A 15,621-nucleotide genomic window follows, 5' to 3' on the forward strand; every position below is an offset into this window, starting at 1 on the left:
CTGACGAAGCAGCTTTCGGCGAACCGCTACTCTTCGCCGAACTTGTTGGTCACAAGCTCGGTGATCGCATCCAGCGCCGCTTGAGCTTCGGCGCCTTTGGCAGTGACCATGATGCTGGTCCCGGGTCCGGCGGACAGCATCATCAGGCCCATGATGGATGTACCGCCAACGGTCTCGCCGTTGCGTGTCACCGTGACGTCGGCATTGAAGCGTTCGACCATCTGCACGAATTTGGCAGAGGCGCGCGCATGAAGGCCACGTTTGTTGGTAATCGGAATCTCGCGGGAGACGCTGCCGGACACCGTCGTATCGTCTGGGCTGTCGCTCATTTGCCGGCGAGAACGCGGCTGGCGATGGTGACGTATTTGCGGCCGGCTTCCTGTGCCATGGCGATCGCATCGGGCAGCGTGCGCTCTTCGCGCACCTTTGCGAGCTTCACCAGCATAGGCAGATTGATACCGGCAAGAACCTCGACCTTCGGCCGGCTCATGCAGGAGATCGCCAGATTCGATGGCGTGCCGCCGAACATATCAGTGAGGATGGCAACGCCATCGCCACTGTCGACGCGATTGACCGCTTCGATAATGTCGCTGCGACACAAATCGGAATCGTCTTCGGCGCCGATCGTCACGGCTTCAATTTGTTTTTGCGGACCCATTACGTGCTCAAGCGCCGCCTTAAACTCGTCGGCAAGGCGCCCATGGGTCACAAGTACTAGACCAATCATCGGAAACTCCTCGTGGGTGCTTTTGGTGCACCGCACGAAAGGGCCACTTTGACCATCCAGAGCCCCTATGCAAGAGGGCTCTTCGCGAATCTCCCTTAAATTGCACGGATGCGGCGGGAAGTAGCGCGGGTCTATTCGGTGGCGATAGTGGGACTAATATGGTTACCAATTCCCTTCGAGCAATCGTCCAAAGGTCGCACTGCGGCTAAACCATCGTTTGTAATAAGCGCGGCTACGACCAATGGTAGTGGTGAAAAGCCTGTCCCGACCGGGATTCGGGGCAATTCAACGCCCTCCAGTGTGGTTTTGAGCGCTTCCGGCTCTGGCAGGCGTGCAGCGTCGGTGGCGGCGAGATCGACCACCAGCCCGACGATGGCGCCGGTAGCGCAGTCCAGACGCCGGATTCCGAGCCCCCTGACCTCAAGCAGCCCGACCAGTTCGGGCGCCGGCCGTACCCACAGTTTTCCATCCCTGACATCCAGATGCACCCGGTCGTCGCCGACCAGCATGGCCTCGGGAAGCTGTCCGCTCTGAGCTGCGAGGATCAGGTCGAAGACCAGCCGCGATTTCCCGGAGCCGGACGGCCCCCGGATCAGGACCGCGCGCTCATCGACCAGTACGGCGGAGGCATGGATGCTTTTGCCATCCGCGCTCATGTGGCCGGCAACCGTACCACGAAGCGTGCACCCAGCACCGGGATCTCGCCATCGGCATTAGCCGGGCCGATGCGGTTCTCCGCCCAGATCGTACCGCTATGGGCTTCGACGATCTGCTTGGAAATCGACAGTCCGAGGCCGGAATTCTGGCCAAAGCCCTGATGCGGGCGGTCGGTGTAAAAGCGTTCGAAGATCCGTTCGAGCGCATCCAGTCCGATGCCGGGGCCGTCGTCATCGACGACGATCTCGATCTTGCCCTTCAGGCGACGGCAGACGATCCGCACCTTGCCGCCCGGCGTCGAGAATGACTGCGCATTGGTGACGAGATTGGTGATGACCTGACCGAGGCGGGAGTCGTGGCCGGGCACCGAAAAGGCGTCAGTGGCAGCGCCTTCGAAGCGGACTTCAACGCCGACGTCATGACCGAGCTTGGTTTCGTTGGCGACCGAGGTCAGTGTGGTCAGCAACCGTCGGACATCGACGGGCGCCGTGTCGTTGCGCTGGAGTTCGGCATCGAGACGGCTGGCGTCGGAAATATCCGAGATCAACCGGTCAAGCCGGCGCACGTCGTGTTCGATCACTGCGAGCAGGCGGCCGCGGCTGTTGTCGTTCTTCGCCAGCGGGAGTGTTTCCACGGCGGAGCGCAGCGAGGTCAAAGGATTCTTGAGCTCGTGGGAGACGTCGGCCGCGAACATCTCGATCGCCTCGATGCGGTTATAAAGCGCATCGGTCATGTCGCGCAGCGCTCCGGAGAGATGGCCGATCTCGTCGCGGCGGCGTGTGAAATCCGGGATCTCGACACGGGTGCGGATGCGGCGGCGAACGCGCTCGGCGCTGTCGGCCAGCCGTCGTACCGGACCTGCGATGGTCGATGCCAGCAGCAGCGACAGCACGATCATCACCACGGCCGCGACCGCAAAGACTTTCAGAATCGCCAGACGTTCGGCGGTCACCATCTGATCGATGTCGTCGCCCTGCGTCGACAGCATCAGCGAACCATGCACGGCGCGGAAGCGCTGCACTGGTACGGCGACCGAGACGATGACTTCGCCCCGTTCGTTGATGCGCACCATGCTGCTCTTCAGGCCGTCGAGCGACTGCTGCACTTCCTGATAGCCGTTGCCGTTTTCCGGACCGAGTTCGCGATACAGTGGCAGGTCGCCGCGATTGAGCCAGGTTCGGACCGCGATCATTGTGCGTTCGGCAAAGCCGGGCTTTTCGGTGGTCGGGGGCGGCAGTTCGAAACGAAGCACATCGCCGCGGCCATAAAGGCTGCGGCTGTCGAGGATGAGCACGCCGTCGCGGTCGTAAATGCGCGCACGCGTCTTGGTCGGCGAAATCAGCCGCCGCAGCACCGGCGCGACGCGCTCAGGATTGATCGGGAAATCGAGGCCGGAGAGTTCGTCCGGCACGCCGTAGGTTTCGCCAGGCTTGAGATCGAGCAAGCGGTCGGGGTCGATCGTGATCGTATTGGTTTCGACCGTGGCCGAAGCGGCAATGGCGCTGGCGATGATTTCGGCCTGTACCAGCAGGCTCTGCGCGCGCGCGTCGATCAGGCCGGCGCGAAACTGCGAGAGATAGAGAATGCTGGCGACCAGCGCGCAGAGGCCGGCGAGGTTGAGCGAGACGATGCGGCGCGTCAGGCTCGAAAAGGTCAGCGCAACGAAGAACTGCCGGGCACGGCGCAGCCAGTCGAGCGGGCGCTGCCAGCCGCGACGGGTGCGATCAGCATCGCCGCCTGTCGCATGCGGCGACGTGCCGTCGGCGTCCAGGCTTTCATCAGGCTGCGTACGATCCAGCAATGCCAAAACTGCCCGGTTGTTGTCGATATCTGCGATGCGTCACGCGGCGCTCATTGTTGCGTGTGCGGATGCGCATTCTAGCGCAGCACGGCTGAGCCGTCAGGCCCCCAGCCGTGCCGCGGGAACCCTTACAGATCAGGTTTCCTTGAAGCGATAACCGACGCCATACAGCGTCTCGATCATCTCGAAGTCGTCGTCGACGACCTTGAACTTCTTGCGCAGCCGCTTGATGTGGCTGTCGATAGTGCGATCGTCCACATAGACCTGATCGTCATAGGCGGCATCCATCAGTGCGTTGCGGCTCTTCACCACGCCGGGGCGCGTCGCCAGCGCCTGCAGGATCAGGAACTCGGTGACGGTCAATGTGACCGGCTCGTTCTTCCAGGTGCAGGTGTGACGTTCCGGATCCATCCGCAGCAAACCGCGATCGAGCGCCTTGGCATCAGTCTCCTTCGGAGCGGCAGTCGGGTCCTTCGGCGCGGCGCGGCGCAGCACGGCCTTGACGCGCTCGACCAGCAGACGCTGCGAAAACGGTTTGCGGATGAAATCGTCGGCGCCCATTTTCAGGCCGAACAGCTCGTCGATCTCCTCGTCCTTCGACGTCAGGAAGATCACCGGCAGATCGGACTTCTGGCGCAGACGGCGCAGTGTCTCCATGCCGTCCATGCGAGGCATCTTGATATCGAGGATTGCGAGGTCCGGCTGGCTCGTGCGGAAGCCATCGAGTGCGGAAGCACCATCCGTATAGGTCATGATGCGGTAGCCCTCGGCTTCCAGCGCGATCGATACGGATGTGAGAATGTTACGGTCGTCGTCGACCAGTGCGATAGTTGGCATGAGCCTGCTTTCCGAAGCGGGATGGGCTATCCGGCAGAATTCAACAATCCGCCGTATGAGGTGGCCTTAAGAACACAGTCAACGAGCAATGCAAGCTGGGCTGAAGTGTGGCCGAGTTCCCTGAACGCTTGAATGACGCGTGGGTTCCGTAGATGTATAGACCTCCCGGGGAAGAAGAAATAGCCGCTTTTTGCAATGAAATACGGGATTTAACCATGCAGCCGACCTCCGATTTCGACCCCTCGCGCGTCACCCGGTCGCTGTTGCGGCGCAGTCGGCAGGGGGCGCTGGCTACCCTGGCCGTCGGGTCCGGCGATCCTTATTGTGCGCTGGCCAATGTCGCCAGCCACCCGGACGGGTCGCCGATTCTCCTGATTTCCCGGCTGGCGCTTCATACCCGCAATATTCTGGCCGATGCCCGCGTCTCGCTGATGCTGGACGAGCGAGCGCCGGGGGACCCCCTGGAGGGCTCACGCATCATGCTCGGAGGTATCGCGCAGGAGGCCAGCGACAGCGAAAAATCGCTGCTGCGCCGGCGCTATCTCAGCGTCCATCCATCCGCGCAAGTCTTTGTGGATTTTAAGGATTTTTCGTTCTTCCGGATCAAGCCGAAGAGTGCCCATCTGGTGGCCGGCTTTGGCCGTATCGACGACCTGAAGCCGGAGCAATTTCTGACCGATCTCACCGATGCCGAAGGGATGCTGGAGGCTGAGGAGGGCGCTGTTGCTCATATGAACGCCGATCATCTCGATGCGCTTAATCTCTATGCAACGAAGCTTCTCCACGCGGACGCAGGCGACTGGCGGTGCACCGGATGCGATCCGGATGGCATGGACCTGCAGAACGGCGCGACGGTGATCCGGCTGGACTTTCCGCGGCGGATTGTCACTCCGGGTGCATTGCGGCAAGTCCTGAAGGAACTCGCAGAGCAGGCCCGCGCTTTGAATAATTGAGCGGTATCAAGTGCCGTGCTGGAATAAACCAAATATGCGGACTGCAGCTTGGCATTTCACATCTTCGTCACTATTAGATCGCCGGGTTACGGCCTCGGTGGTTATAATGACGGCTACCGCTGCTGACGTGCGATTGAAGACAGTTGCACAGGTCGGATATGCGGACTCAAGGAGGAATATTCCGTGCAAGAGACGGGCGTACGCAACGGTGCCTATGGCGCCGACAAATTCGGACTGAAAAATCTCAAAGCGGTGAACTGGAATCTCGGCGCGCCGCAGCTTTACGAGTATTCGCTGCGTAACGGCGAAGCCGAATTGTCGTCCGATGGCGCGCTCTGTGCTGACACGGGTGAATTCACCGGCCGCAGCCCGAAGGACAAGTTCACCGTCAAGGACGCTTCCACCGAACAGATGTGGTGGGCTGGCAATCAGGCGATCACGCCGGAGCAGTTCGAAGCGCTCTATATCGATTTCAAGAAGCACGCCGAAGGCATGACCCTGTTCGCGCAGGACCTTTATGGCGGCGCCGATCCGAGTTTCCAGATCAAGACCCGCGTGTTCACCGAACTCGCATGGCACTCGCTGTTCATCCGCACGCTGCTGATCCGCCCGGAAGCCGCTGCGTTGAAGGACTTTGTGCCTGAACTGACCATTATCGACCTGCCGAGCTTCAAGGCCGATCCCAAACGTCACGGTTGCCGCTCGGAAAACGTCGTGGCCATCGATTTCGCCCGCAAGATCGTCCTGATCGGCGGGTCTTATTATGCCGGCGAAATGAAGAAGTCGGTCTTCACCACGCTGAACTACTATCTGCCTGCCAAGGGCGTGTTGCCGATGCATTGCTCGGCCAATGTCGGCCCCGATGGCGACAGCGCGATCTTCTTCGGCCTCTCGGGCACCGGCAAGACGACGCTCTCGGCCGATCCAAAGCGCACGCTGATCGGCGATGACGAGCATGGCTGGGGCAAGGACGGCATCTTCAATTTCGAAGGCGGCTGCTACGCCAAGACCATCAAGCTCTCGGAAGAAGCTGAGCCCGCGATCTATGCGGCATCGAAGCGCTTCGGTGCGGTGCTGGAAAACGTCGTGCTCGACGCCAATACCCGCCTGCCGGATTTCGACGATGGTTCGAAGACCGAGAACACCCGTTCCGCCTATCCGCTCGACTTCATCCCGAATGCGTCGCGCACCGGCCGCGCGCCGCAGCCGAAGAATGTGGTGATGCTCGCCGCCGACGCGTTTGGCGTGCTGCCGCCGATCGCCAAGCTGACTCCGGCGCAGGCGATGTATCACTTCCTGTCCGGCTACACCGCCAAGGTCGCGGGCACCGAGCGCGGCCTCGGCAACGATCCGGAGCCGGAATTCTCGACCTGCTTCGGTTCGCCCTTCCTGCCGCTCGATCCCTCGGTCTATGGCAACATGCTGCGTGACCTGATCGCCAAGCACAATGTCGACTGCTGGCTGGTCAATACCGGCTGGACCGGTGGCAAGTATGGCGTCGGTTCGCGCATGCCGATCAAGGTGACCCGCGCGCTGCTGACTGCGGCGCTGAACGGCTCGCTGCGCAACGTGGAATTCCGCACCGACAAGTATTTCGGCTTCGCGGTCCCGACCGCGCTGGATGGCGTGCCGTCGGAGATCCTCGATCCCGTCAACACCTGGAAGGACAAGGCCGAATTCGACGCGACTGCGCGAAAACTGGTCGGCATGTTCCAGAAGAACTTCGCCAAGTTCGAAGCCCAGGTTGACGCGGATGTCCGCGCCGCTGCGCCGGATGTGAAGCTGGCCGCGGAGTAATTCGCTGCTTTGATTATGAGTGCGAAAGGGCGGCCGTAAGGCCGCCCTTTTTCATGTCACGCGGAACCTATCAGCCGTCATGCCCGGCCAGCGCGAAGCGAGCTTCGTTAGATGTGCCGGGCATCCACGTCTTGGTCATACAAAAAGACGTGGATGGTCGGGGCAAGCCCGGCCATGACGAAACCGTTAGTCGGAATGCGATGCACGACCAGCTAGAACGCGAAGACTGGATTGCTTCGTCGCAAGGGCTCCTCGCAATGACGGCTGACAGGCAAGGACACTTCAGATGAAAAACGTCATGCTCACCTGGCCGTTCTGGGCGCTGCTGTCCGCGGGCTTTGCGGCGCTCACGGCGATCTTCGCCAAGATCGGCATCGAGAACGTCAATTCCGATTTTGCCACTTTCATCCGCACCATCGTTATCCTGCTGGCCGCGGGCATGATGGTCTATGTCACCGGCAACTGGCAGTCGCCGTCCAATGTATCAGCGAAGACGTGGGTGTTTCTGGTGCTGTCTGGTTTCGCGACCGGAGCATCGTGGATCTGCTACTTCCGCGCGCTGAAACTTGGCAATGCCGCGCAGGTGGCGCCGATCGACAAGCTCAGTGTGGTGTTCGTGGCGGTGTTTGCCGTGTTGTTTCTCGGCGAGAAATTGTCGCTGCCGAACTGGCTCGGCGTCATCCTGATCGCCTGCGGCGCGGTGCTCGTTGCGTATCGCGCGTGAGCACCGTCGCGCTTACGTTGCCTTTCGTGCCTGCAGACTCGGTGTGCCCGGCAGATCGCCAGCAACCGGCACGCCCCAGATATCATCGGCATATTCGCGGATGGTGCGGTCTGACGAGAACCATCCCATCCGGGCGGTGTTGAGAATCGCAGCGCGGCTCCAGGCTGAGCCGGCCCTCCATCGCGTGTCGATGCCGCGCTGGGCTTCGTAATAGGAGTCGAAGTCAGCACTCACGACGTAATGGTCGAGATGGCGCAGTGCGTGGCCCACTGACGCGTAGCGGCCGGGATCGTCCGGCGAGAATGCGCCGGTCTCGATGGCCTGGATGGCGCGGCCGAGATTGGGCGATTTGTTGATGACGTCAGAAGCGTCGAGGCCCTTGGCACGGCGCTCGACAACTTCCGCAGCAGTCATGCCGAAGATCGCGATATTCTCCGGGCCGACATTGTCGCGGATTTCGATATTGGCGCCGTCCAGCGTGCCGATGGTCAGCGCGCCGTTCAGCGAGAGCTTCATATTGCCGGTGCCGGAGGCTTCCATGCCGGCGGTCGAGATCTGTTCGGACAGATCGGCCGCGGGAATGATGACTTCCGCCAGGCTGACATTGTAGTCAGGCAGGAACGCGACCTTCAGCTTGCCGCCGATCGTGGTGTCGTTGTTCACGACCTCGGCGACGTCATTGATGAGGCGGATGATCAGCTTGGCATAACGATAGCTCGCCGCCGCCTTGCCGGCGAAAATCTTGACGCGCGGCACCCAGTCCTTGCCCGGCTCGTCCTTGATCGCCTGATACAGCGCGACTGTTTCAATGAGGTTGAGCAGCTGTCGCTTGTATTCGTGGATGCGCTTGATCTGCACGTCGAACAGCGCCGACGGATCGGCCTGAACGCCGAGCTTCTCGCCAATCACGCGCGCGAGCGCGAGTTTGTTGTGATGCTTGACCTTGCGGAATTCCTGCTGGAACGCGGCGTCGCCGGCAAAGGCCTCAAGCTTGATGAGCCGCGTGGGATCGTCGAGCACGGCTTCGCCGCAGGTGGCGCGCAACAGGTCGGTGAGCTTCGGATTGGCCAGCATCAGCCAGCGGCGGAAAGTAATGCCGTTGGTCTTGTTGGTGATGCGACCGGGATAGAGCTGGTTGAGATCGTGGAACACGGTCTCCTTCATCAGCTCCGAATGCATCGCCGAAACGCCGTTGATGCGGTGCGAGCCGATGAAAGCGAGATTGCCCATGCGCACGCGGCGACCTGACGTCTCGTCGATGATCGAGACCGAAGCGCGATAGGCGGTGTCGCCGGGGCGCGTCGCATCGGCGCGGTCGAGATGCGCTTCATTGATACGATAGATGATTTCGAGATGCCGCGGCAGCAGACGCTGGAACAGTTCGACCGGCCAGGTCTCCAGCGCTTCGGGCAGCAGCGTGTGGTTGGTGTAGGACAAGGTCGCGTTGGTGATCTGCCAGGCGGCATCCCAGCGCATATTGTGCTGATCGACCAGGATGCGCATCAGCTCGGCGATGGCCAGGCTCGGATGCGTGTCGTTCATCTGCACCGCCGCCTTGTTGGCGAGGCCACGCAGATTGCCATCGGAATGGAGGTGACGCTTGACCAGATCCTGCAGCGAGGCGGAGACGAAGAAGTATTCCTGGCGCAAACGCAATTCGCGGCCGGCGGCGCTCTCGTCGTTCGGATAGAGAAACTTGCAGATCGCTTCGGCGCGCGCCTGTTCGGCGCTGGCGCTGACATAGTCGCCGGTGTTGAAGACGTCGAGCCGCAGCGGATCCGGCGCGCGCGCCGACCACAGCCGCAGCGCGTTCACATGCTGGCCACGCCAGCCGACGATGGGCGTGTCATAGGCAACGGCCTCGACGGTCTCGCCGGGATGCCAGATGACCTGCTTGCGGCCCTTGCCGTCCTCGACGGTCTCGATGCTGCCACCGAAATAGACGTTATACGTGACTTCCCGCCGCGGTAGTTCCCACGGATTGCCAAAGCCGAGCCACTCGTCGGGATATTCCTGCTGCACGCCGTGCGAGATGACCTGACGGAACAGGCCGAAGTTGTAGCGGATGCCGTAGCCAAAAGCTGGAATGCCAAGCGTTGCCATGCTCTCCATGAAGCAAGCGGCGAGGCGGCCGAGGCCGCCATTGCCGAGCGCTGCATCCGGCTCGCATTTGCGGAGTTCGTCGAGGCCGACACCAAGATCGCCGAGCGCGGCTTCGAACAGCGGCAGCAGGCCCATATTGTTCAGCGCGTCGGTGAACAGGCGGCCGATCAGGAATTCGAGCGAGAGGTAATAGACCCGCTTGCGGCCGGCGTCGTAGCTCTCTTTGTCCGAGCTCAGCCAGCGATGCACCATGCGGTCGCGCAGCGTCAGGGCGGCAGCCTTGTACCAGTCGTGCTTGGTGGCGAATGCGGCTTCCTTGCCGATTGCCAGCCTCAACTTGACGAGAATAGCGCTCTTGATGTCGGCAAGCGCCAGTTCATCGACAGCCGTATTCTCGGGCTGGAATTTTGCTGGAACTGATAGATCTGACAAACCGGCCATCCTGAGCTGTGTCACTGACCAAAATCATACGCGCATTTGGCTGCTCCCGGAACCCGGGGGGGTGGCGAGCTTTTGCCATGGAACTGCCCGGGATTTGGGCAGGCACGCGAGAACCGGATTTATAAAAACTGGAACAAATTAAGAACAAATTAGTAAGCTATTGATATTCCGAGGTGATTCGTTGCCTTCGCCTACAATATCTATGGTCTGTTCAAGCTCGCGAGGACTAGATGTCCACCATTGCCTTCGATCAGTTTGCTCTCACCCGCATAGCCGACTTTGCGCGGTCGCTGTCGCGGCTGCATTTGATGGCGCGCCGGCATCCGATCGATGACGATCAGATCGATCGCGAGTTCAACACTGTTTGCCTCTCGGTCTGGGGCTATACGACGGACGACATCAGCGATGACCTGTTCTCGCTGGAAGATCACGCCTGGCTCGACCAGCTCGACGAGGCGCATGCGCGGATATTTGCGGCCGAGCAGGGCTACGACCTTGTCGATGACCACGGCATGCTGACCGACTGGTGTGGCTATTGCTGGATGATCCTCGCCGAGAAGCGCGGATTGCTGACGCCGGAGAATCGCGCGGCGGCGCGTGCCGAGATCGAGGAGAAGTATCTCTCGGCGCCGAACGTGATCGGCGTCATCGTCGGGCGATGATCTATTGAAGCTCGGCGCGCTTGGCGCGGGCAGTTGGCGCGCTCTTCGGCACGACGGTCGTGGCAGCAGCCGGCGCTGCATCACGCGCGGCTTCGGACATGGGCGCTTCGTCGGTGATCATTTCTGCAGAGACCGGTGCCACCTTCATCTCGCCGAGCCGGGCACGGACATCCGAGGTCAGGCCGGGATAATTCGCCACCGGCGTGAATTCCGCGGTCTGGGTGTTGCCGGTACGGACGCCCGAGAAAGCGACGAGGCCGTTGGTGGTGGCGATGACATCGCCGGGACGCAAAGAAGTGTCCAGCGTGAGATCGACCGGCGCGAGGCCGGAGGGATCGCGGCCGTTGCAGGTGCAGTCGGCTTTCAACGCCTTGCGATAGGCGAAGGCATTTTCCAGATCGTTGTAACGCTCACCGGTGCTCGACGAGGCGCTTTCGATGCTGCTGCCGAACAGGACCTTGGTGGTCGCTGCGGGGCAGAATGCCTGGCACATCTGAGCCGCGCTCATGCCGCGACCGAGCGGAAAATACTTGCCGTCGCAGGTGCGCACGCAGAAGGCCGGGCCGGAGCCGCCGATAGATGCGCTGCGCTGGGGCGGCGGCGCTTCGGCTGGCGTGTTGAGGCCGAACGGATCCGAGAAGAAATTGCTCTCGGCCGGTGGCGCGCCACGACGCTGTTGCTGTTTCTGCGGCTGGTTGCCGCCGAACAGGAAGTCGAAGAAATTTTGCGCAGATGCCATCTGCGGGGTCAGCGCGACGAGGCTCATCGCCGTCAGCAGCACCAGGGGACGCACGACATGCGAGGATGTTCGATTGTGACGCAACGCCAGCTCCGCGACCGCATGTCAGTGCCCGAGCGAAAACGCTCCGGTGCGGTGTCATGTTAGGGCGTCATGGTAAATGAATGGTAACCAGCGCGGCGCGCTAGATGAAAAACACCCATGTCATCACCAGGAAGACCGGGATCAGCACCGCACCCGACCACAGGATGTAACCGAAGAAGCTTGGCATTTTTATGCCCGCGTCGCGGGCGATGGCATAGACCATGAAATTCGGGGCGTTGCCGATATAGGTGTTGGCGCCCATGAACACTGCGCCTGCTGAAATCGCCGCCAGCGTCGCCGCGCCCGTCGTCATCAGCGTCTTGGCGTCACCGCCGGTGAGTTCGAAGAACACCAGATAGGTTGGCGCATTGTCGAGGAACGACGACAGGATGCCGGTGAGCCAGAAATAGGCGGCATTGTTCGGCGTACCGTCGGTATGGCTGACGAGAGCAACCAGCGACGCAAACGGGCCATTGGCGCCAGCCTGCAGCATGGCCATGACCGGTACGATGCAAATGAAAATGCCGGCGAACAACAGCGCGACTTCCTGGATCGGGCCCCATTTGAAATCATTGGCCTTGCGGTACTCGGTCTTTGTCAGCCACAGCGACGCAAATGTCACCAGCACGAAGATCACGTCGCGCAGCAAATCCTGCAATGCGAGTGGCGTGCCGAGCAGGGTGAAAGTGATGCCGGGCTTCCAACTGGCACTCATCAGGATCGCGCCGATGATCACGACCAGCAGCAGCAGGTTGATCTTGCCGTGCAAATGCAACGGCGAATCCGGCGTCGGGTCTTTCTTCCTGGGAAAGTTGCCTTCGCGATGATGCAAATAGACATCGAGCACCATGAAGATCGCCAGCACGATGCCGGCCGCGAACAGCGTTTCCGGAAAAATGTGCACCGTGGTCCAGAAGAAATCGACGCCGCGGAGGAAGCCGAGAAACAGCGGTGGGTCGCCGAGTGGTGAGAGCGAGCCGCCTATATTCGAGACGAGGAAGATGAAGAACACCACCACGTGGACGTTAGTGCGACGATCGTCATTGGCGCGGATCAGCGGCCGGATCAGGATCATCGACGCGCCGGTGGTGCCGACGACGCTGGCGATCAGCGTGCCGAAGCCCAGCAGCGCCGTATTGGTGAACACGCTGTCATGCAGGTTGCCCTCGACATAGATGCCGCCGGCCACGGTGAACAGTGCCAGCAGCAGCAGAATGAACGGTAGATATTCGAGCAGCACGGTGTGGGAGAGCGTGTGCACCACGGTCGTTGCATCAGTCACGAAGAACAGTGGCACGATCACCAACGCGGCCCAGAACGCGGCGAACTTGCCGTAATGGTGCTCCCACACGTGATGATAGAGCACCGGCCCCGTGGCGATGCACAGCAGGATGCCGGCGAACGGTAATGCCCACAGCAGCGACAGCCTGGTGCCATCGAGGCCGCCCTCGGCTGCATGTGCCATATCGGGCGCAAGCGTGACAATGAGGGGCAAAGCGGCGAGGGCGATGAAGCGAAGCAAAAGGTGACCTTTCACTGCGTCCTGCGCGCATTGTGCGCGAACGGAGCCGATGAAGGATCAACCCTTCAGAAATTCGCCGGCCTTGTAAAGCGAGCGAAACGCCACGCCGGCCTTGGCAAAGGTCTCGGCTGCGCCTTCGTCGCGGTCCACCATGGTGAACACCAGCACGACTTCGCCGCCGGCCTCGCGTACGGCGTCGAGCGCCTTCACGGCAGAGCCACCAGTGGTGGTGACGTCCTCGACGATGACGATGCGCTTACCCTCCAGCGTCTCGCCCTTGGCGAGGCCTTCCACAGCGAGGCGCGCGCCGTGTTCCTTCGGCTTCTTGCGGACGAAGAAGGCCGCGATCGGATGGTTCTTCAGCCAGGAGAGCTGCGCCAGCGCGCCGGCCAGCGGCACGGCGCCCATTTCGAGGCCGCCGACATAATCGAGATTGTCGTCGCGCAGCGCGTCGTAGGTCAGCTCGGCCAGCAGGGCCGCGCCTTCCGGGTGGCACATCGTGGGTTTCAGGTTGAAATAGAAATTGCTCTTGCGGCCCGAAGCCAAAGTGATCTCGCCATAACCGAACGAACGGTCGCGGATGATCTCGAACAGGCGGGCGCGGGCGGCTGATTTGGTCAATGGCATGTCTCTGCTGAAACGGTCTCTGTGCTGAACCGGGCGCAATCTATCGGCGCTTTCCGGCACATTCCAGACTGGCACGGGCCTCGTCAACACTCTCGGGCCGTTTTACCGCCCATCGAGACGATGCTACAGACCGGGCAACAAGATCGGGCAAGACCGGAAGAGGAATCGCATGACTATCGAGCTGCACACCTGGAATACGCCGAATGGCCGCAAGATCTCCGTCGCACTGGAGGAAATGGGCCTGCCTTACAAGGTCTTCCCGGTGCATATCGGCAAGGGCGAGCAGATGAAGCCCGAATTCCTGAAAATCAGCCCGAACAACAAGATCCCGGCCATCGTCGATCCCGACGGGCCGGATGGCAAGCCGGTCAGCGTGTTCGAATCCGGCGCCATCTTGCTCTATCTCGGCGAAAAGACCGGCAAATTCCTGCCGAAATCTCTCGGCGAGCGGATTCCGGTGCTGGAATGGCTGATGTGGCAGATGGGGGGCTTCGGTCCGATGCCCGGCCAGGTGCATCATTTCATCGCGCTGGAAGATGAGACCCAGCGGGCCTACGGGTTGAAGCGCTATTCCGATGAGACGCGCCGGCTCTATGGCGTGCTGGATCGTCGCCTGGCCGACCACGAATTCGTCGCCGGCGCGCTGTCGGTGGCCGATTTCGCTGTCCTCGGCTGGGCCTGGCGGCATGAGCGCCACAAGGTGTCGTTCGCCGATTTCCCGAATGTCGGCCGCTGGTACGACACGCTGATGGCGCGTCCGGGTGTGAAGCGCGGCATGGACGCGAAGCTGGATTAAGCCCGCTTTGTCTCCAGCGCCATCCGCACGGCGAGGCCGGCGAGCACCGTGCCCATCAACCAGCGCTGCAGCTTGAGCCAGGTCGGTCGCTCGCCGAGAAACAGGGCGATCGACCCGGCGCCGAGCGCGATCAGTCCATTGACGCCAACGCTGATAATCGTCTGCGTCGATCCGAGCACCAGCGACTGTGTCAGCACGCTGCCGGCCGTGGGATCGATGAACTGTGGCAGCAGAGCCAGATACAGCATCGCGATTTTCGGATTGAGCAGATTGGTGACGAAGCCCATGACAAACAGCTTGCGTGGGCTGTCGATCGCCAGCTTCTTGACTTGAAACGGTGAGCGCCCATTTGGCTTCAGCGCCTGCCAGGCCAGCCACAGCAGATAGGCCGCGCCGGCGAGCCTCAGCGCGTCATAGGCGTAAGGGACTGCGAACAGCAGCGCGGTGATGCCGAAGGCCGCGCACAGCATGTAGAAGATGAAACCCAGTGCGACGCCGCCAAGCGACACCATGCCGGCCGCAGGCCCCTGCGTGATCGAACGCGAGATCAGATAGATCATGTTCGGTCCCGGCGTCAGCACCATGCCGAGCGAGACGAGGGCAAAACCGAGCAGGGATGTGAGATGGGGCATGGGACCGATCACAGGCTGGGGATGGTCGTTGTGTAGCCTATGCGATGGCGTCGAACCATTTCAGATTCGGCATCGCAGATAGTCGAAATCGTTTGTGACTCTCACTGGGCTGGTAAGCGGATGTGCCCACAGGTGTCATGGCCGGGCTTGACCCGGCCATCCATCGTCCGCGTCAGCGGACTATATCATGCCACAAGTCGCGCCAATCCGGATTCATCGACCGGATCAGATCGATTTTCCACTCACGCGACCAGTGCTTGATGTTCTTCTCGCGCTGGATAGCGATGGTGATCGAATCGTGCTGCTCGAAGTAGACAAGGCGCGTGACGTCGTACTTTTCGTAAAGCCTGGCACCAGTTTTTCACGGTGTTCGTAGATGCGGCGAATGAGATCATTGGTCACGCCCACATAGAGCGTTCCACCCGGCTTGCTTGCCAGAATGTAGACCCAATAACTCATGCGAAGATGATGGATTGCCGGGTCAAGCCCGGCAATGACAATTTTTATGTGGTAGCCGGT

15 protein-coding genes and 1 pseudogene are annotated in these 15,621 nt (G+C 61.3%); 5 read left to right on the forward strand and 11 right to left on the reverse strand.

Features of this window, described 5'->3' with window-relative positions; genetic code table 11:
* Window positions 1-26: 26 nt before the first annotated feature.
* The 5 genes from AB7783_RS26055 to AB7783_RS26075 all read right to left on the reverse strand — a co-directional run bounded on the left by AB7783_RS26055 (window position 27) and on the right by AB7783_RS26075 (window position 4,022).
* Window positions 27-329, reverse strand: a complete 303-nt coding sequence (locus AB7783_RS26055) for an HPr family phosphocarrier protein (protein ID WP_089262865.1) — start codon at window positions 327-329, stop codon at window positions 27-29.
* Window positions 326-727 (reverse strand): PTS sugar transporter subunit IIA, encoded by a 402-nt coding sequence (locus AB7783_RS26060; protein ID WP_068733893.1) that lies wholly within the window; start codon window positions 725-727, stop codon window positions 326-328. The genes AB7783_RS26055 and AB7783_RS26060 overlap by 4 nt, the downstream gene beginning before the upstream one ends.
* A gap of 131 nt (window positions 728-858) precedes the next feature.
* Window positions 859-1,362, reverse strand: coding sequence for an HPr kinase/phosphorylase (locus AB7783_RS26065; RefSeq protein WP_439062701.1), 504 nt, complete (start codon window positions 1,360-1,362; stop codon window positions 859-861).
* Window positions 1,363-1,379: 17 nt separating this feature from the next.
* Window positions 1,380-3,185: a stimulus-sensing domain-containing protein gene (locus AB7783_RS26070; protein ID WP_441279176.1), complete on the reverse strand. Its 1,806-nt coding sequence runs from the start codon at window positions 3,183-3,185 to the stop codon at window positions 1,380-1,382.
* 135 nt (window positions 3,186-3,320) lie between these two features.
* The gene (locus AB7783_RS26075; RefSeq protein ID WP_068733897.1) at window positions 3,321-4,022 is read right to left on the reverse strand and encodes a response regulator transcription factor; all 702 of its coding nucleotides are present in this window, start codon (window positions 4,020-4,022) and stop codon (window positions 3,321-3,323) included.
* A 215-nt stretch (window positions 4,023-4,237) separates the two neighbouring features.
* Between AB7783_RS26075 and AB7783_RS26080 the strand changes: the two genes are divergently transcribed.
* From AB7783_RS26080 to AB7783_RS26090, 3 genes are all read left to right on the forward strand, one after another.
* Entirely contained in the window at window positions 4,238-4,975 is a 738-nt protein-coding gene (locus AB7783_RS26080; RefSeq protein WP_441279177.1) for a HugZ family protein, read from the forward strand.
* A gap of 183 nt (window positions 4,976-5,158) precedes the next feature.
* The gene (locus AB7783_RS26085) at window positions 5,159-6,772 is read left to right on the forward strand and encodes a phosphoenolpyruvate carboxykinase (RefSeq protein ID WP_089262859.1); all 1,614 of its coding nucleotides are present in this window, start codon (window positions 5,159-5,161) and stop codon (window positions 6,770-6,772) included.
* A 286-nt stretch (window positions 6,773-7,058) separates the two neighbouring features.
* Window positions 7,059-7,496 (forward strand): EamA family transporter, encoded by a 438-nt coding sequence (locus tag AB7783_RS26090; RefSeq protein ID WP_441279178.1) that lies wholly within the window; start codon window positions 7,059-7,061, stop codon window positions 7,494-7,496.
* Window positions 7,497-7,508: 12 nt separating this feature from the next.
* Here the strand turns inward: AB7783_RS26090 and AB7783_RS26095 are convergent, their stop codons facing one another.
* The gene (locus AB7783_RS26095; protein WP_120288235.1) at window positions 7,509-10,040 is read right to left on the reverse strand and encodes a glycogen/starch/alpha-glucan phosphorylase; all 2,532 of its coding nucleotides are present in this window, start codon (window positions 10,038-10,040) and stop codon (window positions 7,509-7,511) included.
* A 230-nt stretch (window positions 10,041-10,270) separates the two neighbouring features.
* Here AB7783_RS26095 and AB7783_RS26100 point away from each other — a divergent pair, with 230 nt between their 5' ends.
* A complete protein-coding gene (locus AB7783_RS26100) occupies window positions 10,271-10,702 on the forward strand; it encodes a hypothetical protein (protein WP_441279179.1) in 432 nt (143 codons plus the stop codon).
* A 1-nt stretch (window position 10,703) separates the two neighbouring features.
* Here the strand turns inward: AB7783_RS26100 and AB7783_RS26105 are convergent, their stop codons facing one another.
* From AB7783_RS26105 to pyrE, 3 genes are all read right to left on the reverse strand, one after another.
* Window positions 10,704-11,468, reverse strand: a complete 765-nt coding sequence (locus tag AB7783_RS26105; RefSeq protein ID WP_184520164.1) for a DUF2865 domain-containing protein — start codon at window positions 11,466-11,468, stop codon at window positions 10,704-10,706.
* A 157-nt stretch (window positions 11,469-11,625) separates the two neighbouring features.
* The gene (locus AB7783_RS26110; protein ID WP_441279180.1) at window positions 11,626-12,990 is read right to left on the reverse strand and encodes a sodium:proton antiporter; all 1,365 of its coding nucleotides are present in this window, start codon (window positions 12,988-12,990) and stop codon (window positions 11,626-11,628) included.
* A 114-nt stretch (window positions 12,991-13,104) separates the two neighbouring features.
* Entirely contained in the window at window positions 13,105-13,668 is a 564-nt protein-coding gene (gene pyrE / locus AB7783_RS26115; RefSeq protein WP_089263651.1) for an orotate phosphoribosyltransferase, read from the reverse strand.
* A 175-nt stretch (window positions 13,669-13,843) separates the two neighbouring features.
* Here pyrE and AB7783_RS26120 point away from each other — a divergent pair, with 175 nt between their 5' ends.
* On the forward strand, window positions 13,844-14,470 hold the full coding sequence (locus AB7783_RS26120) for a glutathione S-transferase family protein (protein WP_441279181.1): 627 nt from the start codon (window positions 13,844-13,846) through the stop codon (window positions 14,468-14,470).
* On the opposite strand, the gene AB7783_RS26125 is transcribed toward AB7783_RS26120, so the two are convergent.
* Window positions 14,467-15,102, reverse strand: a complete 636-nt coding sequence (locus AB7783_RS26125) for a LysE family translocator (RefSeq protein ID WP_175368563.1) — start codon at window positions 15,100-15,102, stop codon at window positions 14,467-14,469. The two genes, AB7783_RS26120 and AB7783_RS26125, sit on opposite strands and share 4 nt — an antisense overlap.
* A 172-nt stretch (window positions 15,103-15,274) precedes the next feature.
* Window positions 15,275-15,561, reverse strand: a pseudogene (locus AB7783_RS26130) (GIY-YIG nuclease family protein).
* Window positions 15,562-15,621: the final 60 nt, after the last annotated feature.

Origin of the sequence: Tardiphaga sp. 172_B4_N1_3, assembly GCF_052076035.1 — a bacterium.
Classification (GTDB): Bacteria; Pseudomonadota; Alphaproteobacteria; order Rhizobiales; family Xanthobacteraceae; genus Tardiphaga; species Tardiphaga robiniae.